This is a genomic window from Mariniradius saccharolyticus AK6 (genome assembly GCF_000330725.2).
Classification (GTDB): domain Bacteria; phylum Bacteroidota; class Bacteroidia; order Cytophagales; family Cyclobacteriaceae; genus Mariniradius; species Mariniradius saccharolyticus.
Window position 1 is genome coordinate 143,976 of the sequence record NZ_AMZY02000009.1, and the last position, 20,747, is coordinate 164,722.

At 46.0% G+C, this 20,747-nt stretch carries 25 protein-coding genes; 11 read left to right on the top strand and 14 right to left on the bottom strand.

What is annotated here, in order from left to right:
* Window positions 1-133: 133 nt before the first annotated feature.
* From C943_RS08360 to C943_RS08390, 7 genes are all read left to right on the top strand, one after another.
* Window positions 134-670, top strand: coding sequence for a hypothetical protein (locus C943_RS08360; protein ID WP_008626505.1), 537 nt, complete (start codon window positions 134-136; stop codon window positions 668-670).
* A gap of 182 nt (window positions 671-852) precedes the next feature.
* Window positions 853-1,347, top strand: a complete 495-nt coding sequence (locus C943_RS08365; protein WP_008626506.1) for a QcrA and Rieske domain-containing protein — start codon at window positions 853-855, stop codon at window positions 1,345-1,347.
* Window positions 1,347-1,895, top strand: coding sequence for a YceI family protein (locus tag C943_RS08370; protein WP_040479690.1), 549 nt, complete (start codon window positions 1,347-1,349; stop codon window positions 1,893-1,895). The genes C943_RS08365 and C943_RS08370 overlap by 1 nt, the downstream gene beginning before the upstream one ends.
* Before the next feature lie 12 nt (window positions 1,896-1,907).
* Window positions 1,908-2,783, top strand: coding sequence for a DUF5777 family beta-barrel protein (locus tag C943_RS08375; protein WP_008626517.1), 876 nt, complete (start codon window positions 1,908-1,910; stop codon window positions 2,781-2,783).
* A gap of 76 nt (window positions 2,784-2,859) precedes the next feature.
* A complete protein-coding gene (locus C943_RS08380) occupies window positions 2,860-3,771 on the top strand; it encodes a helix-turn-helix transcriptional regulator (RefSeq protein ID WP_008626518.1) in 912 nt (303 codons plus the stop codon).
* A 56-nt stretch (window positions 3,772-3,827) separates the two neighbouring features.
* On the top strand, window positions 3,828-4,229 hold the full coding sequence (locus C943_RS08385; RefSeq protein WP_008626519.1) for a nucleotidyltransferase substrate binding protein: 402 nt from the start codon (window positions 3,828-3,830) through the stop codon (window positions 4,227-4,229).
* Complete coding sequence (locus C943_RS08390; RefSeq protein ID WP_008626520.1) at window positions 4,229-4,546, top strand: nucleotidyltransferase domain-containing protein; 318 nt, start codon at window positions 4,229-4,231, stop codon at window positions 4,544-4,546. Before C943_RS08385 ends, C943_RS08390 begins: the two co-directional genes overlap by 1 nt.
* Before the next feature lie 69 nt (window positions 4,547-4,615).
* On the opposite strand, the gene C943_RS08395 is transcribed toward C943_RS08390, so the two are convergent.
* The 5 genes from C943_RS08395 to pxpA all read right to left on the bottom strand — a co-directional run bounded on the left by C943_RS08395 (window position 4,616) and on the right by pxpA (window position 8,877).
* Complete coding sequence (locus C943_RS08395; RefSeq protein ID WP_008626521.1) at window positions 4,616-4,840, bottom strand: DUF433 domain-containing protein; 225 nt, start codon at window positions 4,838-4,840, stop codon at window positions 4,616-4,618.
* 163 nt (window positions 4,841-5,003) lie between these two features.
* Window positions 5,004-6,518, bottom strand: coding sequence for a DUF4301 family protein (locus C943_RS08400; RefSeq protein WP_008626522.1), 1,515 nt, complete (start codon window positions 6,516-6,518; stop codon window positions 5,004-5,006).
* A 70-nt stretch (window positions 6,519-6,588) separates the two neighbouring features.
* Window positions 6,589-7,467 carry a 5-oxoprolinase subunit C family protein gene (locus C943_RS08405; protein ID WP_008626523.1) on the bottom strand — a complete coding sequence of 293 codons (879 nt, stop codon included), beginning with the start codon at window positions 7,465-7,467 and terminating at the stop codon, window positions 6,589-6,591.
* Window positions 7,464-8,159, bottom strand: a complete 696-nt coding sequence (gene pxpB, locus C943_RS08410; RefSeq protein WP_008626525.1) for a 5-oxoprolinase subunit PxpB — start codon at window positions 8,157-8,159, stop codon at window positions 7,464-7,466. The genes C943_RS08405 and pxpB overlap by 4 nt, the downstream gene beginning before the upstream one ends.
* The gene (gene pxpA / locus C943_RS08415) at window positions 8,128-8,877 is read right to left on the bottom strand and encodes a 5-oxoprolinase subunit PxpA (RefSeq protein ID WP_008626529.1); all 750 of its coding nucleotides are present in this window, start codon (window positions 8,875-8,877) and stop codon (window positions 8,128-8,130) included. Before pxpA ends, pxpB begins: the two co-directional genes overlap by 32 nt.
* 133 nt (window positions 8,878-9,010) lie before the next feature.
* Between pxpA and C943_RS08420 the strand changes: the two genes are divergently transcribed.
* Window positions 9,011-9,523 (top strand): acyl-CoA thioesterase, encoded by a 513-nt coding sequence (locus C943_RS08420; protein WP_008626530.1) that lies wholly within the window; start codon window positions 9,011-9,013, stop codon window positions 9,521-9,523.
* A 382-nt stretch (window positions 9,524-9,905) separates the two neighbouring features.
* A complete protein-coding gene (locus C943_RS08425) occupies window positions 9,906-10,493 on the top strand; it encodes a hypothetical protein (RefSeq protein ID WP_008626539.1) in 588 nt (195 codons plus the stop codon).
* Window positions 10,494-10,592: 99 nt separating this feature from the next.
* Here the strand turns inward: C943_RS08425 and C943_RS22620 are convergent, their stop codons facing one another.
* From C943_RS22620 to C943_RS08440, 3 genes are all read right to left on the bottom strand, one after another.
* Complete coding sequence (locus C943_RS22620; RefSeq protein ID WP_040479695.1) at window positions 10,593-10,826, bottom strand: HTH-like domain-containing protein; 234 nt, start codon at window positions 10,824-10,826, stop codon at window positions 10,593-10,595.
* A 165-nt stretch (window positions 10,827-10,991) separates the two neighbouring features.
* Window positions 10,992-12,143, bottom strand: coding sequence for an ADP-ribosylglycohydrolase family protein (locus tag C943_RS08435; RefSeq protein WP_008626556.1), 1,152 nt, complete (start codon window positions 12,141-12,143; stop codon window positions 10,992-10,994).
* A gap of 134 nt (window positions 12,144-12,277) precedes the next feature.
* A complete protein-coding gene (locus C943_RS08440; protein WP_008626558.1) occupies window positions 12,278-13,261 on the bottom strand; it encodes a phosphotransferase in 984 nt (327 codons plus the stop codon).
* Window positions 13,262-13,398: 137 nt separating this feature from the next.
* On the opposite strand from C943_RS08440, the gene C943_RS08445 reads away from it, so the two are divergent.
* Window positions 13,399-14,913 (top strand): M20/M25/M40 family metallo-hydrolase, encoded by a 1,515-nt coding sequence (locus tag C943_RS08445; protein WP_425411277.1) that lies wholly within the window; start codon window positions 13,399-13,401, stop codon window positions 14,911-14,913.
* A gap of 203 nt (window positions 14,914-15,116) precedes the next feature.
* On the opposite strand, the gene C943_RS08450 is transcribed toward C943_RS08445, so the two are convergent.
* The 4 genes from C943_RS08450 to C943_RS08465 all read right to left on the bottom strand — a co-directional run bounded on the left by C943_RS08450 (window position 15,117) and on the right by C943_RS08465 (window position 16,952).
* Entirely contained in the window at window positions 15,117-15,620 is a 504-nt protein-coding gene (locus C943_RS08450; RefSeq protein WP_040479700.1) for a hypothetical protein, read from the bottom strand.
* Between the two features lie 168 nt (window positions 15,621-15,788).
* Window positions 15,789-16,091: a nucleotidyltransferase family protein gene (locus C943_RS08455; RefSeq protein ID WP_040479702.1), complete on the bottom strand. Its 303-nt coding sequence runs from the start codon at window positions 16,089-16,091 to the stop codon at window positions 15,789-15,791.
* Window positions 16,092-16,305: 214 nt separating this feature from the next.
* Window positions 16,306-16,707, bottom strand: a complete 402-nt coding sequence (locus tag C943_RS08460; RefSeq protein WP_008626562.1) for a type II toxin-antitoxin system VapC family toxin — start codon at window positions 16,705-16,707, stop codon at window positions 16,306-16,308.
* Window positions 16,704-16,952, bottom strand: a complete 249-nt coding sequence (locus tag C943_RS08465; RefSeq protein WP_008626564.1) for a hypothetical protein — start codon at window positions 16,950-16,952, stop codon at window positions 16,704-16,706. Before C943_RS08465 ends, C943_RS08460 begins: the two co-directional genes overlap by 4 nt.
* Window positions 16,953-17,914: 962 nt before the next feature.
* On the opposite strand from C943_RS08465, the gene C943_RS08480 reads away from it, so the two are divergent.
* Window positions 17,915-19,204 (top strand): type IX secretion system plug protein, encoded by a 1,290-nt coding sequence (locus tag C943_RS08480; RefSeq protein ID WP_008626567.1) that lies wholly within the window; start codon window positions 17,915-17,917, stop codon window positions 19,202-19,204.
* A 40-nt stretch (window positions 19,205-19,244) separates the two neighbouring features.
* On the opposite strand, the gene C943_RS21380 is transcribed toward C943_RS08480, so the two are convergent.
* Window positions 19,245-19,946, bottom strand: a complete 702-nt coding sequence (locus tag C943_RS21380) for a DUF4377 domain-containing protein (RefSeq protein WP_008626568.1) — start codon at window positions 19,944-19,946, stop codon at window positions 19,245-19,247.
* Window positions 19,947-20,032: 86 nt separating this feature from the next.
* Window positions 20,033-20,746: an SGNH/GDSL hydrolase family protein gene (locus C943_RS08490; RefSeq protein WP_157198484.1), complete on the bottom strand. Its 714-nt coding sequence runs from the start codon at window positions 20,744-20,746 to the stop codon at window positions 20,033-20,035.
* Between the last annotated feature and the right edge of the window lies 1 nt (window position 20,747).

Here is a 20,747-nt window from a genome sequence, read left to right on the forward strand (position 1 = left end):
CCAGTTTGTAGAGATCAGTTGCCTGTTGGCATAGACCAATCATCATTCCAGATTCTGACTACATCCTTCCTTCCTACGGGTTGCATCTCCTCGAATTCTTTTTATATTGGGTCGAAATTTAACCATTCGAAAAGTGGACGCAGGGAATCTGGTTTATTTGGCAGCCGTCATCATTTATTTTATATACACGGCGATTAAGAAGAACAAAAATGGCGAAGAATTGGAGGAGCCTGGTCAGCCTACCATGTCTGAACCAAAGAAAAAGCCTGTTTCTTTCGAAGAGCTGTTGAAGGAAATCCGCCAAGGGCAGGAACAACGGGAGCGTGAAATCAACCAGCCTACACCTTCTCGTACGCCGGAGCAAATGCGGAGTGAAAGGGGAGGTCGTCCCCTTGAGCAGCCAAAACAAAAAGCCCCAAAGCCTGCTAAAAAAACCAACAAATACCAGACTTATGAAGGTGTGGTAGAAGAGCGCACAGCACCCGAAAGGGTCAAATTGGCGGACCAAGAGCGTCTTTCATCACATATTTCGGGCATCAAGTCGACAATATTACAAGAAAAGGAACAAGTGGAAGTTCATGAGAACCGCTACAAACAACTGCTCTTGAACCCCAAGACAGCAAAGGATGCGATCATTCTAAGCGAGGTCTTGGCGAGGAAGCATTTTTAAGAGGGTCTAAGTAAGCATGATATTTTTTTAATTGCCATATGAGTGTCCAACAGGGATTGGACTAAAAATCTCCTTTTAACTCTACGCTCTTTTTTTCGAAAATCACGCAACCGTTCAAACAAAACGGGCTTTTGGGCGTTTCAAAATCATCCAAATCAACTCCTTAATCTGCATTTGAACAAATGAAGACGATCACCGCAACTAAATCAGGGCAACTTAGCCCGGAGAGAAGAGAATTTATCAAAAAATCAGGTGCGCTTGCCGCCATGTCCCTTTTTGGAGTAGCATTTTTTACAGGTTGTAGCTCAGATGAAGATACGCAACCGACTCCAAATCCGCCTGCAGGTGGCTCTGGGATCACGGTTTCTGGAAATACCATCACGGTTAACTTGGACTTGGCGACGGCTCTTGCCAATACCGGAGGATGGGCCCTTGTCGTAGAAGCCCAAACGCTGATTGTCAACACAGGTTCCAACAATTTCAGCGCACTGACTTCTGTTTGCACGCACAGCAATTGCGATCGGAACTGGACTTTTGCCAGCAATGTATTTACCTGTACCTGCCATGGATCAAGATTCGATACTTCCGGGGCAGTATTGACAGGGCCGGCGATTCAGCCATTGAGAAGCTATGCCACTAGCCTCAACGGCAAAACGCTCACCGTTACCAAAAGCTGATGAGGTCCAGACTCTCGGTAATCATTTGGATTTTCCTTATTGGATGGAGTTCCGCACTTCGGGCCCAATCTTTTAAGACAGAATCCGGAAATGTGACTTTTTTGTCAAAAGCGCCGATGAATGAATTTACAGGGAAATCCTCCAAGCTAAATGGCTTGATCGACCTGGAAAAAAATCTGCTGGATTTTTACGTCGACTTGAACACCCTGAAAACAGGTATCGGACTGCGCGACAGCCATATGCGCGACAATTACCTCGAGACAAAGAAGTATCCCTTTGCGGAGTTTACGGGTAAATTGGAGTCCATTCCCACAATGGTGGTGGGTGAGTCGCGGCCTGTAGTCGCCAAGGGGGTTTTTAAGATCCATGGCGTGCAAAAGGAAATTTCCGTCAAAGGAACCATCAAGATGTTGTCTGCGAATGAGCTACTCTTGGATGCGTCCTTCCCGATTTTGCTGGGCGATTTCAAAATCGAAATTCCTTCCGTCGTTTTCTATGAATTGGCCGAGGAACAGCTCGTGACCATTCAGGCCAACTTGAAAAAATAATCCCATCATCCTATGAAAAGATATTTTGCAGTCGCTGTGGCTTTGCTCCTCAGCTTACCGGCTTTTTCCCAGCTTGAGCGCAAACTCGCCAACGCCAATCAAGAGGTCGAGTTGACCTTCCATGCGCCGAGGCACATCAATTTGCTGACCGTCGAGCCCTTGGAAAAGCGCGGCTTGCATTTTGCGATCATGCATACCTTCGGTACAGTGGACGGTGGTGCGCAGAATCTTTGGGGATTGGACAATGGCGCAAACATCCAGTTGAGTTTTGAATATGGATTTTCGCAGAGATTCTCACTCGGAATTGCGAGGCAAAGCCGAGACAAAGTATACAACCTGTACGGACGCTACCATTTGCTCAAGCAGACCGAAAACAACAACATGCCGCTATCGCTATCGGTAATGGGCGGTGCAGGTGTCAATACTTCCAATTATGACTTCCTACAAAACGAAGCGCCCAACTTTTCGGAAAGAACTTCCTACGCCTTGCAATTGATGTTGGCAAGGAAATTTTCAGACAAATTCAGTCTACAGGTCAGTCCGATGTTGGCTTATTTTGTGGATCCCCGACAGATTTATTTCATCGAAGGAGATCAAAACCTTTACCTTGCCTTGGGTTTCAGCGGGAAATACAAGGTCTCTAAACGTGCATCCCTCACGGCACAGTGGATCCCCAATCTCAACTCAGATCTCCGCAACAATCTTGGCGTTGGAATCGATTTGGAAGCCGGTGGCCATGTTTTCCAGATGTATTTTGTCACATCCCAATTCCTGAATGAGCAATACCTCCTTGCGGGTGGAAATGGTGTGCCGGGTGAGGAATTCCGCTTGGGCTTCAATGTCAACAGAATTTTTGCAACAGGAAGAAAAAGGGCCGCAAGGGAATAGTATTTGGTGACATTTTGTGTCATTCGTTTGGCGGGAGTGGAAGTGATGGCGTATCTTTTGGCTTTTCCAAAAAGCCATGGCAAAGTCAAACACGATCGAACAACAAAAGATACTTCGGGTTTTCAAACTCATCAACCTTCTGAGGGGTAACATCGGCAAGCCTGTCCACCGCTTGGCAGAGTCATTGGAAACCGACCCAAGAACAATCTACCGCTATTTCAAACTGTTGGAGGCGCTGGGGTTTGAGATCGAAAAGAAGTACTCAAAATTCCGGATCGTGGATCGGGTCGAGAATCCGATCGATTTGTCTTTTGGCACTTTCAACGATGAGGAAATCCAGTTTCTGAACGAGTTGATTGCAAAACAAGGAAGCAAAAACCTGCTGAAAGACTCCATTCTCCAAAAGATCAATATCCGCTCGGATTTTCGCCAAAGCGTCAACCAACTATTCAATGCCAACCTCGGCGTATTCGTGGACCTGATTGCCCGGGCGATCAAGGACGAAAACCAAGTGATCTTGAAGGATTATTATTCCGTTAGTTCGGATTCTGTCTCAGATCGCTTGGTCGAGCCAGTTGCTTTCAATAAGAACTTTGATTCGATTTATGCCTTGGAGGTGGAGACAAAGGAAATGAAGATGTTCAAAGTTGAGCGAATCGGGGAATTGATGCTTACGGCCAAGCCTTTTCGGTTCAAGGACTTCCACAAGCCATTGCAGCAGGGACTTTTCGGGTTTTCGGGACAAAGCCAGTTTTATGTACTGCTCAAAATGAGTAAAAAAGCCTATCAGTACATGGTGGAGGAATTTCCGGATGCGAAGCCCTTTACCTACACCAAAAACCGAAACCAATACTTTTTTGAAGGAAAAATTCCCCAATTGCCCGGCTTGGCAAGGTTTATCCTTGGCCTTCCCGGTGAAATCAAAGTCCTGGAAGGCGAAGAGCTAAAGGAATATCTGCAAGAGCAGGTACAGAAGGTGAGGTTTTGAGGCAAAAATGCTAAATTCAGTGTAGATTTTGGCAGAACATTTCAACTCAATGCTCAATGGACAACCCCGATATCAGGTGGAGGCAACGTTTTCAGAATTTTGAAAAGGCATTCTTTCAATTAGATGAGTTCATCCAGAAAAGGGAACTCAATAAGTTTGAGGAACAGGGTCTGATTAAATGCTTTGAGTACAGCTATGAACTGGCCTGGAATCTGATGAAGGATTATTTGGTGTACCAAGGAACAGTTGGCATTACCGGTAGTCGTGATGCTATCCGGCAGGCATTCAGTAGGGGATTGATTCAAAATGGTGAGCGATGGATGGAAATGGTGAACGACAGGATACTGACGGTACATACCTATGATGAAACGACAGCCGAAAAGGTCGTGCAAAACATTATCGAAATTTATTTCGACCTATTCAGTGAGTTTTACAATACGATGAAGAATTTGATATGATGTTCGGATTGAAAGATGATTTGATTTTCAAGTTCCGCGAGGTATTCGTCAAATACCCCGAAATCGATCAGGTGTTGATCTATGGTTCGAGGGCGATGGGGAATTACCGCGAGGGGAGTGACATCGATCTCGTTTTGGTAGGAAGCCGGGTGAATGATAAGACACGCTCCCGTGTTTGGATAGATTTGGATGATCTTGATTCACCTTACTTGATTGATTTGGCCGTTTTTCACCAAATCGAATCCGAGGACTTGCGTTCGCATATCAATCGGGTTGGGAAGGAATTTTACGCAAAGGAGGTTGCTACTATAAAGTGACATCATTTATCCTGTTTTCCAAAATGGAAATCGATTAAAAAAGAGCCTTCTGCTTTCGGAGAAGAAAAATCAGGTCGTAATCGTCTCCTCAAAAGCAATCACGTCGGCTGCGTATTGTAATGCGGCCTTGACCTGTTCGGTTGTCAGGTGTGGATAATTTTCTAGAATTTCAGAAATGGAATATCCATCACCCAGTTTCCTAATAATCAATTCCACCGAAATCCTTGTTCCCTTAATGATCGGCTTACCACCCAATACGCTTGGATTTCTTTCGATGAGTTCTTTGTAGTCCATTTCCTTTAATTTTTTGTGCTCAATCTAATCAACGGTATTTTTTTAACCTTTAAACCCATAGCCAAGTTCGGGATCAAGAGTCTAAAAAGTCCCACCTAAAGAAAGGCGGGACTTTTTCCAGCGATTAGCCTGTAACTTCAAACCAATAACCAATGACACAATTTTACCCTTGATGCTCATCCCTGAGCAAATCATTCACCGTCTTGACGGGATTGAAGGTAATCAGCGGAACTTCGACGAAAACCGTGTTCCAACCCGCCATCGAGCCGTTCCACAAGCCCGGCAACTCCAGGGCTTTGAGGTCGCGGCCGCTTTTTGATTTTTCCGTGATGAAGCCTGTCCGCATGTCGCGGAACTGCAAGAGGTCAAACTTACGGCCTTTGTAGTCCTTGGTTGCGCAGACCAAATCCACAGGATTGAAGTGGGTAGAGGATTGGAAAATCGCTTTGTGGACCGGGTTTGCTAAGTCGATTTGGGCCGTTTCGGCAATCTGGAGCGAGAGTGAACCGTCGTCATCCTGTACCCAGAATGGACCTCCTCCAGGTTCTCCCGTATTTTTTACCATGCCACATATGCGCAGCGGCCGATTCAACTTTCCGTGAAGGTAAGCGGCCTTTTCGGTGGTATTCAGGTTGGAATATTTCTCGGGCAAAATCCCTCCCAAGACCTCGGTGATGACTTTTTCAGCTTGGCTGATCGAAGATTCATTAGCACCTGCATCCAGCGCACGCAGTGCTGCGAAGACTTTATCTTGGATGTCCAACAAAAGTCCACCAGTGGCCACCTTGTATTCCAGTGTAGTCATCTTGAGTTTGTCGGGTACCTCGTTGTCCACATTTTTGATAAAAATGAGGTCTGCGTTGATGTCGTTGAGGTTTTCCAATAATGCACCGTGTCCAGCGGGTCGGAAAAGTACCGAACCATCATCCTCGACAAATGGCGTGTTGTCCATGTTGACTGCAATGGTATCCGTGGATTTCTTCTGTTGCGAATAGCTTACCTCAAATTTCACGTTGTGGTCCTTTTCCAGCTTCGGCTGAATGGATGATATCAACTCTTTAAACTTAGGTTCGTGCTCCGGCGAAACGGTGAAATGGACCCGAATCACATTATCCTTGCCCAAGCTATGTGTGATGCCTTCAATCAGGTGTTCGTAGGCAGGAGTCCGCTGATGGTCTGCGTAGCGGTGGAATTTCAATAGTCCCTTGGGGAGATTGCCATATCCCAAGCCAAAATCCTGTAAAAGGTGGGAGACAATCAATTTATAATCTTTTCTTGCCAGTGCATCGTCGATGCTGCTTCCTACTTTGCGAAGACTGTCGTCCAGATCTTCATAAAAAGCAAACTTCTTGAGTTCTGCGATAAACTTCTCCACAAACTTGCTCTTGGAAATATCCCCATCCCCATCCAGAAAAGAGTACAAATCCTTGAACATACGGGTAGCGGCACCACTAGCAGGTACAAATTTCACCACCTCCTTGTCTTTCACCCGATTGGGGTAGGTTTTTTGGTAGTTTTTGATTTCATCATCTGTCAGGACCTTGATGCCGTCCCCAATCGTTGCAGCCCTTACGATGGGCAAAAAAGGAAAGCCCTCGGCGAAGTTTTTCAGTTGTTCTTTCGCTTTTTCAACTGACATCCCTTGTTTCAAAATCTGCTGCTCTAGCTGTATGTTCATGTTGGTATGTTTTTTTGAACCTTTAATATAAAGATTGCGGCATGCAATGAAAAAGCCTGCCCATGAAATTTCAGGTTAATTCTTCTTTCACAAAGGAAAACTTGATTTTGTCTCCCGGCCGCTTTTGGGAAAGGATACTCAAAGAGTTGTTTTCCACCTGCAAAATCCTTGGATAACCTCCCGTGACTTGTGCGTCCCTCATCAATACGATCAAATTGCCGCCGGGAGTGAGTTGCACCGTGCCGGGATAGACTGCCGCTGTGAGGATCGATTCCAAGCTGTTGTAGATGGGTTCCACGAGTTGATAGGCCATCCGATTGACGGTTTCGGATATCGTAAAGGACTTGTGGATGATCCGATTTTGACTCAGCCTGGGTAACATTTCCCATTCCGGGCCCGGATGGACCATGATTTCGCTTTGCCGGTACCAAGAATCCTTGATTCTCGAATTTGCCGGTGGAGGAGGGAAGTACCTTTCTTCATAAAGGTAGCAAAGGTTGTCGCCCTTTTCGACCTTCTCCTGTGGGGTGATTCCTTTGTACCAACTTCGGCTACCTGAGACCACGTCCGTCTCAAAACCACCCTGAATGCCCATGTAGAGCCATTGCCTGCGCCTGAATCTCTTGACGATGACCCGATCCCCTTCGTCGATGTCAATGATCGTCCCCAATTTCACCGGTTTATCGTTGTGGTAGATATCCGCAATCGCCCCTGCGAAAGCGATTCGTGTCGGCATCTCAAACAGCATTTCAGGGCCGGTCTGTGACATTTCCAATACGGCGGCGTTTTGGGGGTTTTGCAATAAATAATTGACCAATACCATCGAAAGCCGATCCATGACGCCGGAATAGGGAACGCCGAAATCGGCCATTTCCTGGCGCGCCCAATCCTGAACCGAGGTCATCAACCCGGCTTGCAGAAAATGCACATAGGCGGGGCTTTTGATCATAAGGTGGTCACGGTTTTTTCTTTCATTTCCGTGAATTCTTCCACGGTGATAGGCACGAACCGGACTGTGTCGCCGATTTTTGGCATGTGGTCCGGTGACCGGTTGATGTCAAACATACTCATGGGGGTACGTCCGATTGCATACCAGCCCCCAGGACTGTCCATGGGGTAAATGCCGGTTTGCTGGCCACCGATAGCCACTGTCCCCGCGGGCATAAACCTGTCGGGGGTCTTCTTCCTCGGTGTCACCAATCTTTCATCCAGCCCGCCCAGGTACATGAATCCCGGCAAAAAGCCATAAAAATGCAGCAAGTAGTCTTTTTCGTAATGGAGTTGAACCACCTCGGTTTCGCTCAGCCCATGAAGGGCGGCCAGCTTGCCCAGGTCTTTCCCAAAGTTCGGCGCATAGCAAACGGGGATTTCCCAAAGCTTTGAAAACTTGGACACATGGGCTACGGCAAGCTCCTTGATTTCAGCCAAGAGATCCTGGGCATCGGATGGCGAGATCGGGATCGAAAGCTTCAGGGAGAGTGTATTGAAACCCATCCGGATTTCTTTGATTCCCTCTCCATACTCCGCTTCCAAAAATGACCTTACGGCCAACTGTTCCCTGAGGATTTCGGCAGAGATTTCCTTTGGCCAGGATATCTCAATCCACTTGCTATGCGCCCTGAAGATCTTGAGAGGTTTCATGATGGAGGATTTTGTGGATTGATTTCAAGACTTCCAATGCGTTTGGATTGTCTCCGTGGACGCAGATTGTCTCCGCTTCGATAGGGAGATAATTCCCGTTCAGCGTCTTGATGCGATGGTTGAATACCATTTCACGAACGTGTGCTGCCGCTTCGCCACCATCGTGGATGGTGGCTTCTGGATTGCTTCTTTCGACGAGTGAATAATCCGCATTGTAATTTCTGTCGGCAAAGAGTTCCCGGGCGACTTTGATTCCCTTAGACCGCGCTGATTTTTCCATTTCAGAAAATGGAGGACAGTACAACCATGTCTCGCGAAAATGTTCCACTATGACACTGGTGATCAATTCTGCCGTTTTGGGATCCCGCGCAGCAAGGTTGTAAAGCGCACCATGGGGCTTGATATGATGCATCTGCAAGCCATGTTTGCCGGCAATGGACTGAAATAATCGGATCTGATCGATCAGGCTTTGTTCCAATTCAGCTTCTGGCATATCGATGATTTTCCTTCCAAAGTTTGCCTTGTCCGGAAAAGATGGATGTGAACCGACTTTCACTTGGTTTTTTTTAGCCAAAATGAGCGTTTCCGAGATGGTTTTTTCATCACCAGCGTGTCCGCCACACGCGATATTGCAGCTTCCCAAAAAAGGCATCAACACCGCATCATTGGGCAGGCCTTCGCCCAGGTCGCAATTGATATCGAGGTGGAGTGGCTTCATTCTTTAAAGTTAGAAAAATATCCGTTCCACATTTTTGCCCGTGGCTCGTTTTGAAATTATTGATGTTTGATTGGCCAATTGGAATCCCCCTCGGCAATTCTGATTATCTTCGAGCAATCAAAAAGACGATGCCATGTTTGAATTTGATCCAGAAAAGCATTATCCGAAGGAAACCGAAAGCCGTGTTGTGATCCGCTTTCAGGACTGTGACCCGCTTCAGCATCTGAACAATGCCAAGTATTTCGACTACTTTTTCAACGCCCGTGAAGATCAAGTTCCTAAGCTGTATGGCGTGGAAATGATCGATTTCATCCGAAAATACAAAGCCGCATGGGTGGTTTACAACCACAACATATCGTATGTCCGGCCGGCGCGCGTCGGGGAATGGGTGCGTATTAGGAGCCGACTGCTTTGGTATGACCATCATTCACTCGTGGTGGAGTATTACATGACGGACGATTCGAAGAAGGAACTCAAGACGGTGCTTTGGACCACCATGCGGTATGTAACTGTACATGATGGGAAATCTACAGACCATCAAGGGGCGGTTTTGGACTTCCTCAAGGCTACCTCCGAAAATCTCGATATCAAGCAAATGACAATCTATGATCGGGTTAAAATGCTGAAAGCCAGGTTGGCAGAATGAGTGTCCGCATTTTTCGACCGTGAAAGAACGCAACCTGTACGCAACCGTACAGGTTTTTTTACCTGGTAGGACGACTGATTTTTTTGATAAAAAAATTGAAAATTAATTTAGGTTAAAATTTTTCGACAAATGCAACCTTTTGGGAATGGGAGTTTGTCCTTTCCACCCCAAAATTGTCCGAAATGCGGACAGGTTTTAGGGTGTTTGTATCAAACTGAAACAAGGTCAGGCGTCGTTTTCACAGATCGGGAAATCTTCAATTAACATTCATTCGCATTGGCTTTTCAATTTGATAGGGGCAAATAGCGTCTTGCAGGACCACGGAAATTTTTTGGTACAGAAGATGGACAATGACCGATACCAACTTTAAAAAACCACAAAAATGAAAACATTCCTCACTCTCGCATTGGCTGCCACACTAGGTGTCGCCAGCTTTGCAAACGCTTCAAACGAAAACATCGCTGAAATGTCCTCAGTCCGTTCCAAAGACAAGAAGATCGCAGTCAACCTTGCTGAGGGTATTGGCAAAGTCAAAGTCTCGATTTTGGACCATAATGGCAACCAGCTTCACCATCGCAGCCTAAATGTCAAGAACACTACGAAATTGCCTTATGATCTTTCTGAAATGCCCGCAGGCGAGTATTTTGTCGTAATCGAAAGTGCCCCCAAAAATCCTGTCCAGGATAAAATGGTATACAGCGTAGAAACGACCGAAGCTTCTGCGGAACTTCCACTGATGGCATACGGAAAAGCCATCGACGGAGATTCATTCAGATTGTCGGTGATCGGTTTGGATGAACCAGGCGTAAACGTTGAAATATTTGACGCCAAGGGGAAGACCATTTTTGAAGAATCAGTCAAACAACCCGAAGCATTTACCAAAGTTTACCACCTCAAAAACCTGAAGGTAGGGGAGGTAAGCGTAAAAGTGACCGACGCCAAAGGAAGAACCAGAAACCTCTATTTGTAGATTAACCACAACCAGCAGCCCCGGAGAGCAATCTTTGGGGCTTTTTAATTTGTATCGCCCAAAAGGAAAACTAATGTCATCAATTCTTAAACCCCTTTTTCAGGGGTTCGTTTTAAAGCTAACGTATTTCGCTAGTTTTATCCCTTTTGATAATTCTGTAGAAAAGGATTTGTGAATTCCGGATATGTCGATGATGTCCTTAATTGAGTATTTTCCCTCATGAATTTGTTTGGCATACTTTATTCCAAAAAGGTGTATCATAGCAACCGCTTCCCCTTTTTGGGCATTGTTATACATATTGCTGAGTTCAGACCCAAGTTGATTTAATGTCATGTTTTTTAAGCGTTAATAGTTTGTTTGATTTTTTTGCCAAATAAACTCTCGAAATATTGAAGAAATAAATGAATTTTTTTCTTGATTTTTCACCTCTTGAAAAGGGTTTTATGGATGAAAATACCTAATGGTGGTGAGAAGATCGAGGGAACTTTGTTCTCAATTTCAAAGAGTTGAATCGTAACTAGTATTGGTGTGAAGCCTCAAGATTTTTTCATTCATCTTACATGCTAATTCCTCCAAATCAATGCCCAATTTTTCCTTGTTCACCTCAAGCACCTTTTGTTTCATTTGATCGGGCAGTTTTTTGAATCCCGTCCTCGCGCCGAGAATCGCTCCAGCGATGGCGGCACTGGTGTCATTGTCCCGGCCATAATTGACCAGGAATTGGAGCGTCTTTTCAAAATCGAAATCAGCAACCAACATGGCCGTCAAAACCTGCAGGTAAATCTCCCCGGCATGAAAGGGCATATCCTGAAGATGCTTGTCGAGCAATGCATAGGCTGGTTGGAGATTCTCAGGAGTCCAATCAAATCCTACAAATGTCGAATCCTTCCCTTGTTTTATCCGAAAGCTTTCTCTAGTCTGCCGGTCAATGTCCTGTGCGTGACGCAGGATACGCTGGGCTGTCCGTCCGACCAATCGCGCTTCAGAGAAACTCTTGGGGTCGAGTTTTTCTATCACACTTACCATCGAATCCCCCTTGATCTCCTTGTTCATAGCCAGCGAAGTCCATGCTGCGGAGAGCGCCGTGATATCCCGCGCATAGCCGATGTCAAAGAGGGCGAGATTGAAGGCCTCGTTATAGGCTTTCGGTACATCAACAGGAAAAAATGCTCCGATTGCAGGACCGTACAGTAAACCTGCACAGACCATTTCTCCGCCATAAAACGTACTCAATTGATCTTGGTATTGGGGAAAGTCTCCCAAAACAAATGGATTTGCGGCTTTCGCCCATTCATGGAGCCACAGGACAGGGAGTGTTTTTTGTTCCAAAACAAGTGAATCCAAGCTGTCTTTGGGAGTAATCTCCGCCCGCGCATGGTCATAGGTGTGCAGGATTTTTTGGGAAAAAGCTTTTGGGTCAAGTTTGTGGTCTGGCTCATCGACGAGGTATTCCACAATCAGTTTTTTCCAGCGGGTGTCGTCAGTGGTACCTCCCGGAGGCATATTTTTGATCCAGACCCCCTCTGGTGAAACATCACGGATGACTGAATCCAGTCCAGTGACGAATCCAAACTTGCTGACAATCTCCTGTCTAGGCCACATCTCCGTCGGTGCCCCCATGGCGTCACCGATTGCCGATCCGACCAACATGCCTAAAATTTTGTCATACAATTCGGCTTTGGAGATTTGGAGAGGAGGGTGGCCAGGATCTTCCTTTGAGGAAGGCATACAGGAAAAAAGAAAGGAAAGGAAGAAAACGAAATAGCAAACTCTGATTTTTGCCATCATGCGTGCAAAATTAGGTTTCTCGCATAATCGATTAGGCTTTTTTTCTCAGACAGACTGAGGGTCACTGGCAACTGTGCCAAGCCAATCAATCTCCGTAGGATTTCTACGCCCGTATACTGATCCAATAGATCCAAATCCAGTTTCTTCTCCGCCATGTACATTGCTTTCAGCTGGAAAATAGTCTGCGGGGAAGTGTTGGACATCATCAGATGTGCACATAGTACACCCAAGTCAAATTCCGGATCGCCCATAAATGAAAACTCCGTATCGATTACCTTAATTCCATCGCTTGTTCCAAGCCAACTTCCCGGATAGAAATCCCCGTGAATCAGGGACCTTCCCTTGGAGAGATACCGTGAGCCCAGCTGTTCGATAAGCTGCAACAGTCTCGAATCTGAACGAATACTGCTTGCCGCTTCTTGTAGCCCCGTTTGTACCTGGTCCAAGTCAAACCCATTTTCGGTTAAGAACGGAAATTTGAAAATGTGCTCGTGGTTGAGCCGTCGCATGCCCCGATTGTCCGGATATGCATGGACCTTCAACTGGTGCAGGCGTAGCAGGTAATTGACCAAAAGCTCCAAGTCATGCTCCGGTAGCTTTGTCTTTTGTTCGTAGAGATGGCGATAGTCCAATCCCAGCCCCAAGTCGTCCATGACCAAAAGGTGATAAACAGGGAGGAAACCGATGATTTTTGGGGAGAATTTTGTTAAAAAAGCGTCTTTTTGTGCAAGCCCGTAATAGGCATATTCGACCTTGATCCGTTCGACGGGTGCAGGTATATGGGGATATTTGTTGACGAAGGGTGGTGATTGTTTGAGGATCAGGGTCCTTTCCGAGGTCTTCATCCGCAGGACGATATTCATGTTTCCTTCACCAGCTTTGGAGATTTCCAAAAACTTATCCCCCGCGTTCAGGATGCCCGCATGCTTGAGGACATCCATCAAAACGTCCGTGCTGGTTTCCGAAATATTATTTGCCATGGATCAAGGAATTTGACTGGTGGTTACGGTGCGATTTGAATTTTTCCCATTTTTGGCGAATATTAAACAGGTCGTTAGACCGACACAAAATAGTTCAAAAATTTTAGATGCAAGTTATGAATTACAAAAACACTACAATGCTGGTGCTACTGGCTTGGTTGGCCTTTATTTCTCCAATTGTGGCGCAGGAGAAAGTGGACCTGGAGATGATGTACCGGATCAAGACCGAAGGCATCCAAAAATCCCAAATCCAGGACTTGTCCTTCCACCTGACCGACTTTATCGGGCCGCGGCTTTCGGGTTCAACGAATCTCCGCAATGCAAGGGCTTGGACTTCGCAGAAATTCCAGGAATGGGGACTTTCCAATGTCAAGATTGATGCTTGGGGAGAATTTGGCCGCGGCTGGAACGTGAAGAAATCCTACATCGCCATGAAGGCACCCTATTATGCGCAGATCATAGGCTATCCCAAGGCATGGACAGATGGCACGGCAGGCCAAGTTTCGTCCGAAGTTGTTTTGTTGGAAATATCCACCGATGCGGATTTGGAAAAATACCGGGGAAAAATCCGCGGGAAAATCGTCATGGCACCTGCCAACCTGACCTTGAATCCAGCCTTTGAAGCAGAAGCAAAGCGATGGACAGAGGAGGAATTGGAACAAAGAAAGGAGATATCTACTGGTGTGCAGCCTTCCCGGTATACGCCCGAGGCCCTCGCACAAATGCGCGCCCAGCGCGAACTCGACCAAAAGCTGGCTACATTCCTACTGGAAGAAGGGGTTGCGCTGCGTTTGACGGGTACCCGGGGAAGCTTTGGTACCGTTTTCCATACACGTGCCGGATCTTACAGCACCGACAAGAAGCCAACCGTTCCCGAGATCGAAATCGCTGCGGAGCACTATGGAAGGATTTATCGTCTGATCAAAAATGGCAAGCCCGTCACTGTGGAGGCCGAGGTGCAAGTGGAATGGCTGGACGATGATTACAAAGGCTACAACGTCCTGGCCGAAATCCCCGGAACAGACAAGACCCTCAAATCCGAGATCGTGATGCTCGGTGCACACATGGACAGTTGGCATGCCGGTACGGGTGCCAATGACAATGCAGCTGGCGTCGTGGTGATGATGGAGGCGATCCGGATTCTCAAAGCGCTCGGCGTGCAGCCCAAGCGTACGATCCGAATCGCGATTTGGGGTGAGGAAGAACAAGGCCTACATGGTTCACGGGGCTATGTGCAGCAGTATGTCGCTGACCGTACCAAGAAGGAAAAAAAGGCGGAATGGGATAAGATTTCCGCCTATTACAACCTTGACAATGGTTCCGGAAAAATCCGCGGCATCTACGTTGAAGGCAATGACATGGTAGTGCCGATTTTTGAAAAATGGCTGGAGCCATTCCATGAATTGGGGGCCAATACGGTGACACGCAGAAATACGGGTTCGACAGATCACGTGGCATTCGATGCGGTAGGGATTCCCGGCTTTCAGTTTATCCAAGACCCAATCGACTACGGCAAAGGCTACCATACCAACATGGACCTGTACGAACGGATGCAGTTTGCGGACATGACCCAAGCGGCGGTCATCATCGCTGCCTTGGTCTACAACACAGCCCAACGGGACGAAAAACTCCCCAGAAAGCCTTGGAATTGATTTGGAGCTAATTTGATTCCACAAAAAAGCGGCACAAATTCAGGTTTTGGAGACTGGATTTGTGCCGTTTTGATTTGGTGGGGAAGAAAAACAGCTCCTGGCTTCCCTTTAAAACTCGGGAGCGGCTAGGTCCCGAAATTACCTTTAAAAAAGGGGGCCTTGACCCATTACCAATCACCTTTCATTAGTGGACCTCTTTTCAGTTAGTTTATGAAGTTTAGTTCAGGGATTGACAAATGTATTCTTTGTTTAATCGATCCTGACGCAACATTAGTTGAGGTTGGTGTTTGATTGATAAAGATGATTTCCATTTTATCATAGTCTTCAAGGTTCAGGATTCTTGCTCTTAGGAAAATCCCGATTTCACGGGCTAAGTTGTCAGAAAGTTCCTCGTTCGTAGCATCAGTAATTTTTTTTGAGTTCACAAAGGTTGCTCTAAACCATTGATTTATAAGAACAGTCGAATCGGTTCCATACTTGAACATTCCAGTTGCGGTAATGGCAGCAGTATCCGCTTCGTACAGTTCCATCAGTATATTCTCCATTTGAGCCTTTGGTTCGGACAGTTGGGGTTCTTTAATTTGGCTGAAATCTGGAGGCTGTAGGTTCTGTAGTTCGCTGAGCTTTTTTTGTACGTTCGTTGTTTGACAGCCGAAAGTTGAGATAATCAATAAGGCGAAAATGGTTTTTATCTTCATAGAGTTCATATGTGATCAGGGTTGGAGGGTGAAATTGGAATCCAAATCCAAATACCACAACGGAATATAGTTTGATATCAGGTGAATTACAAATACCGTTTTGATACAAAGGCTTAATCTCAAATAACGCCTAGCGCCTACGCCATTTTACGACTTGGTGGGCTAAGTCGCGCCTTGTCACCCAATTTGCCTCGCATAGATCAATTGCTTTTCGCTATCAACGTGAGGTTTGATATACTTCGACAAACTGTCGTAAGAGACCAAATCAACCTTGGTTTTTAGAATTTTCTCGAGGTCAAGTTGCATTTGGACGAATCCAAGGCCGATTTTTTGAGAGTAGTCGAGTTCGACGAGGATATCGATATCACTTTGATCGTTAGCTTGTCCTCTTGCAAATGATCCAAACAAATAAGCCTTTAGGACGGGTTTCATCCTAAAGTATTGTTTGATTGATTCTATGCTTGAGTTGTCCAGGTTCATATTGCAAATATAAGTTTTTTCCAATACTCCGTTTTGAGCGGCAGGATCGCGCCCAATCCTAATTGAGACTTTTGCTTTTGCCTAGGCGGGTCCCGAGAATCATCGCTGACGTAATTCTACGCGTAGCGCCTGCGTCATTCTACGACTAGACGGGGACAAGGACTGCGTAGTGAGTTTTCAACCTGCTCAAAAAGATATTCAAAAAAAGCTTCAATTACCAGATTAGTTTCAATCCTGTGTCCTTGTAGGCATGGATTTTTTCGTCGTTTGAGATGATGCAGAGCCGATGTTGCAGCGCCTGCCAAACCAACATCCGGTCAAAAGGGTCCTTGTGGTGGTCCGCATTGAGATTGAAAAATGAAACTGCATCGTCGAATTCCAAGTCTAGGAACCTACATTCGAAATTCCGCTTGAACCCATCTACCAGCGTTTCGGGTGTATGGTTTTTGAGATCCAACTTGCCGAGGCGGTATTTGATGCAGATTTCCCAAATGCTGATGGCACTGAGGTAAATCTCTGTATCGTCGGTCAACAAGATATCTCTGGCTTTTTGGCTGATTTGGGTATCATCGAAAGCAATCCAAAGAACCACATGCGTATCCAGCAAATACCTCATAGCCCCATCTCGGAAAGTTCCTCATCAGTCCATTGCATGTCCTCTTTTTTGATCACCACATCTTGGTCATTGAAAAATCCAAGCTTGCGAGTGCTGGTCTTTTCAGGCTTGTTGCTCACGCCAAAATAGCCTACGAGTTCACTGGATTTTCCTTTGACGACCTTGATTACCGCACCTTCGCGTACCAGCTCGACGACTTCGGAAAACCGTGCCTTGAACTCTCCAATGTGCATGGTTAAGGTCATGGAACATAATTTTATCTAAAGATAAAGTCATCTTGACAAGTTGTCAAGAAAAAAATTTAAGGTTTGTTGCTTTGGAAGTCGTGGCGAGGGTTGAATGGGGTTTACGAAATTAACCGACCACCTTTGTTATTGCATACCGAGGTTAGGTATATTGAAGGTGAATTTCTTTAGAATGATTTACCGAAACTCGGAAGGGGTGTGTGTTAAATTGGAGGCTGTTTTCATCACCCAAGTCTCTTTCGTTAATATTTCTGTTTCTTGATTTTAATTTCGATCCTATTATCCAATCGAAATTAAAATGGAGATGGCAAAAACTACTACCGTTGAAATGGTCAAATAAGTGGCAAACGCATACTTCGGATAATAGATCATTCTATCTTTTTCCGCCAGTTTGTTGCTAACTAGTAATTCAACTATCCATCCAAAAGTATAAAGAGCATTTAGGCCTAGTCCGAGAACCAGATAAACAAGCGGAATAGTCACATAACCGATTTGAAAACTCAACAGTCCAACGAGATACATAATGATATTGTAGGGTATCCTTCTAATTTCCCACCACATAATTATCTGAGACCAATTTTTTTTAGTCGTTGTCATTCTAAAAATGTTCATTTAGTTCCTTTCCTAGCAGTAGCTTAGCCGTTCTATGATATAGGATTTCGGTTCTTACATTACATTTCCTGGAAAGATGAAACAAAACCAAATAAACCCCGATATTCATCGCGGATGCAATTCCACCCTTTCTTTCTTTCCATCCACGACAATTGTTGGGATGAAATTGGTATTCCCCGTCAAATACCAAAACGGAATATAGTTGAACACCCTGAAGATTGCAAATTCGTGTAGGTTTGGTATTGTTTTTGGGATTCTGAATGTGATTACCCTTAGAGTGATTTTCGCAACACATCAATCGCAAAGGGATTGTCTTAGGACAAAAGCGTAGTTTTTTCTATCATTGAATTATGGATAAAGTCATTATCAAATCGCTCAACATATTTCTACTGTTTGGTTTTTTTGTTTGCCATGCTGCTTTTTCCCAAAAACAGAAGGTTGTCTATGAAGACAAGGTATTCGAAGAAAACATCCAATCGGCGCGGCTGTTTCCAAACCTGCCCGACTACGAGGCCCAGATGATGTCGCCTGTGGTCGAACTCGGGGGTATGTCGCTCAGGTTGGTTTTTGATGATTTGGCATATGACCCTGATATGTATTCGGTTAAGATTGTTCACTGCAATTTTGACTGGACACCCTCCGACCTCAAGGACCCGGAGATTTTGAGTGAATACAACGAGTTCAATGTCCAAGAGTACAATTACTCCATTGATACGCGTATCCCCTACATCCAATACCAGTTCGTGTTGCCGCGGGTCAGGAAATCCGGAAATTACGCCGTGTTGGTCTATCGGGGCAGGGACCAAAACCAAATGGTCCTGACCAAGCGGTTTATGGTCTATCAAAAAGGTCTTGCACTCGGTGCGCAAATCGTGCCACCCGCCCAAACCGAAAACCGCCGCCAAGTCCAGCAGATCAACGTCAATGTCAATTACAAAAGCCGGGAATTGTTTGATCCGAAAAACAACCTGAGGGTCTTTATCCGCCAAAACCAACGCTGGGACAATGCGCGTGTGCTTCCCAATCCGACGATGATTAGGGAGGACATCAAGATGATCGAATACCAGTTGTTTGATGGGAGCAATACCTTTTGGGCAGGGAATGAATTCAGGTTTGTCGACCTGCGATTTGTACGTGCCAGGGGGCTGAACGTGGCCGCTGTCAAAATGGAGGAGGATGTGGTTTTTGCCGAAGCGGGAACGGACAAAATCCGTACTCAATCAGTCTATTCCGAATACCTCGACATCAACGGCCAATATGCGGTCATGAACATGGAGCGACAAAATTACGAACGCGAAAGCGAGTACATGTTGGTGACGTTCAACCTTTCTGCGGCTGGAGTGACCGAAACTCCCTATATCATCGGATCCATGAGTCGCTGGGGCAAGGAACCCACCGCCAAGATGGAATTGAACAACAAGACGAATACCTATCAGGCTACGCTTTTGCTCAAGCAAGGCTGGTATGACTATCAATATGCCTACCTGACCAAGGATGGGTTCGATACCGGCAAATTGGAAGGCAATTACTTTGAAACGGAAAACGAATACGAGGTTTTCCTCTACTACCGTGATATGGGTTCCCGCTACGACGAGCTTATCGGCTACGTCAATTTGAACCCGAACAAGCGGAGGCTTTAGGTTTCCCTTTAGCCTCGCCTTTGAGCATGGGTTGAGCGCATCAATCTACTTTTCGTAGCACCATCAGGACCTCGTTGCCTGCGCCTATCAGCGTCAGCAGCATGCCGTCCCACTTGTATTTTTTTGTTTGGGAAAAGGCATTGGACACCGCCCGCTCCAGTTCCATATTGGCTTGGCCACAGGCCATCATTGTGCTGGCGAGGTTTCCGAATTCGAGTTCCGTTTCCGTTAGTTTTGTGATCGGACCGCGCAAGGTATTGCAGCCGGAGAAACCATACATCCGGCGCTCCGAGGCATTGAATTCGAAGGTGAGTGATTTGTCGCCCATGCCTTTTGGCTTTTCGTATTCACCGACTTTTTCCACCAACCAAATGTCCGTAATCGCCAAGGTCTTGTCTGCGGTTTTGGATATGACCTTGACCAACCTGTACCGCAAACTCGAAGCATCGGCCGGAATAGGAGGGGGAAGCTGCTCCACCGCCACGACAATCCTGTAAATATTTCCCGGCTCATACTCAAATCCCTCGATGTTGCTGAAGAAATTTTGCCATTTGCCTTCTTCGATTTTTTCGCCATCCTGTACCTGCAGGCAAGACATCGGACCGACGCCCTGGCAGGGAAGTTTTGCGCTATTGATCCAAAATGTCTTTTCCACGGTATTCAGAGCCTTGTTTTTGGTGGCGGTTTTGCAGGAAATCATTCCCAATATCAGCAAGGAGAAAAGCAGTAAATGGATTTTCATGGTGTCAATTTAGTTTGCTTGTGATTGAAACGGTAATTCGTTTTTACTAATCTTCAAGAAATAGTTTGCGAAAAATGCAGACCAGATCACTTTTCTGAGGATTGCATTTCCGACTGAATAACCTTTTCGAGTTTCTCTGCCCAAGCCCTGTAGATCAATCCACTGGGATGGAGTTGGTCTGCGACGACACTTTCGGGTTTGGCACCCACTTCACGATAGTGATCGGTGATGTCAATATAATGCGCGCCGAGTTGTTTGGTGATTTCCGCTTTTGCAGCATTGTAGGCGTCAATTTCCCTGGCAACCTTGGCTTGGTCTGTGCCTCTTGCGGTTGCAAAAGGCGTTATTCCCCAGTCGGGAATGGACAGTACCACGACGCGTTTTGGATTTCCTTTTGCAAAAGTGATTGCTTGTTCCAATCGTGTTTTGAATTCAGCACGATAGTTCTCAATGGGTCTGCCGCGGTATTGGTTGTTGACGCCGATCAGCAGCGTCACCCAATCGTAGGTATTGCCCGCGATGTTGGCATTCTTGATCCCCTCACCCAGTTCGTCGGTTGTCCAACCCGTACGGGCAATGATCAAGGGTTTTTGGATCTGAATATCCTTCGCATTCAAAAGATCTACCGCTTGGTTGGGGTATCTTTCATTTTCGGGAACGCCTTCGCCGATGGTGTAGGAATCGCCGAGGGCCAAATAGGTCGCAGGCTTGTTTTGGATTATGGGATTATCTACGGGTTTTTCCATACAATCAAGGAATAGTGTCGTAATCAGAAAAGCGAATATCCAAAGGTATTTCATG

Excerpts from the sequence above, each read along its gene's own strand:
- C943_RS08365 (WP_008626506.1), top strand. The coding sequence starts at position 853 with ATGAAGACGATCACCGCAACTAAATCAGGGCAACTTAGCCCGGAGAGA.
- C943_RS08370 (WP_040479690.1), top strand. The coding sequence starts at position 1,347 with ATGAGGTCCAGACTCTCGGTAATCATTTGGATTTTCCTTATTGGATGG.
- C943_RS08375 (WP_008626517.1), top strand. The coding sequence starts at position 1,908 with ATGAAAAGATATTTTGCAGTCGCTGTGGCTTTGCTCCTCAGCTTACCG.
- C943_RS08380 (WP_008626518.1), top strand. The coding sequence starts at position 2,860 with ATGGCAAAGTCAAACACGATCGAACAACAAAAGATACTTCGGGTTTTC.
- C943_RS08385 (WP_008626519.1), top strand. The coding sequence starts at position 3,828 with ATGGACAACCCCGATATCAGGTGGAGGCAACGTTTTCAGAATTTTGAA.
- C943_RS08390 (WP_008626520.1), top strand. The coding sequence starts at position 4,229 with ATGTTCGGATTGAAAGATGATTTGATTTTCAAGTTCCGCGAGGTATTC.
- C943_RS08395 (WP_008626521.1), bottom strand. The coding sequence starts at position 4,840 with ATGGACTACAAAGAACTCATCGAAAGAAATCCAAGCGTATTGGGTGGT.
- C943_RS08400 (WP_008626522.1), bottom strand. The coding sequence starts at position 6,518 with ATGAACATACAGCTAGAGCAGCAGATTTTGAAACAAGGGATGTCAGTT.
- C943_RS08405 (WP_008626523.1), bottom strand. The coding sequence starts at position 7,467 with ATGATCAAAAGCCCCGCCTATGTGCATTTTCTGCAAGCCGGGTTGATG.
- pxpB (WP_008626525.1), bottom strand. The coding sequence starts at position 8,159 with ATGAAACCTCTCAAGATCTTCAGGGCGCATAGCAAGTGGATTGAGATA.
- pxpA (WP_008626529.1), bottom strand. The coding sequence starts at position 8,877 with ATGAAGCCACTCCACCTCGATATCAATTGCGACCTGGGCGAAGGCCTG.
- C943_RS08420 (WP_008626530.1), top strand. The coding sequence starts at position 9,011 with ATGTTTGAATTTGATCCAGAAAAGCATTATCCGAAGGAAACCGAAAGC.
- C943_RS08425 (WP_008626539.1), top strand. The coding sequence starts at position 9,906 with ATGAAAACATTCCTCACTCTCGCATTGGCTGCCACACTAGGTGTCGCC.
- C943_RS22620 (WP_040479695.1), bottom strand. The coding sequence starts at position 10,826 with ATGACATTAAATCAACTTGGGTCTGAACTCAGCAATATGTATAACAAT.
- C943_RS08435 (WP_008626556.1), bottom strand. The coding sequence starts at position 12,143 with ATGTTGGTCGGATCGGCAATCGGTGACGCCATGGGGGCACCGACGGAG.
- C943_RS08440 (WP_008626558.1), bottom strand. The coding sequence starts at position 13,261 with ATGGCAAATAATATTTCGGAAACCAGCACGGACGTTTTGATGGATGTC.
- C943_RS08445 (WP_425411277.1), top strand. The coding sequence starts at position 13,399 with ATGCTGGTGCTACTGGCTTGGTTGGCCTTTATTTCTCCAATTGTGGCG.
- C943_RS08450 (WP_040479700.1), bottom strand. The coding sequence starts at position 15,620 with ATGAACTCTATGAAGATAAAAACCATTTTCGCCTTATTGATTATCTCA.
- C943_RS08455 (WP_040479702.1), bottom strand. The coding sequence starts at position 16,091 with ATGAACCTGGACAACTCAAGCATAGAATCAATCAAACAATACTTTAGG.
- C943_RS08460 (WP_008626562.1), bottom strand. The coding sequence starts at position 16,707 with ATGAGGTATTTGCTGGATACGCATGTGGTTCTTTGGATTGCTTTCGAT.
- C943_RS08465 (WP_008626564.1), bottom strand. The coding sequence starts at position 16,952 with ATGACCTTAACCATGCACATTGGAGAGTTCAAGGCACGGTTTTCCGAA.
- C943_RS08480 (WP_008626567.1), top strand. The coding sequence starts at position 17,915 with ATGGATAAAGTCATTATCAAATCGCTCAACATATTTCTACTGTTTGGT.
- C943_RS21380 (WP_008626568.1), bottom strand. The coding sequence starts at position 19,946 with ATGAAAATCCATTTACTGCTTTTCTCCTTGCTGATATTGGGAATGATT.
- C943_RS08490 (WP_157198484.1), bottom strand. The coding sequence starts at position 20,746 with ATGAAATACCTTTGGATATTCGCTTTTCTGATTACGACACTATTCCTT.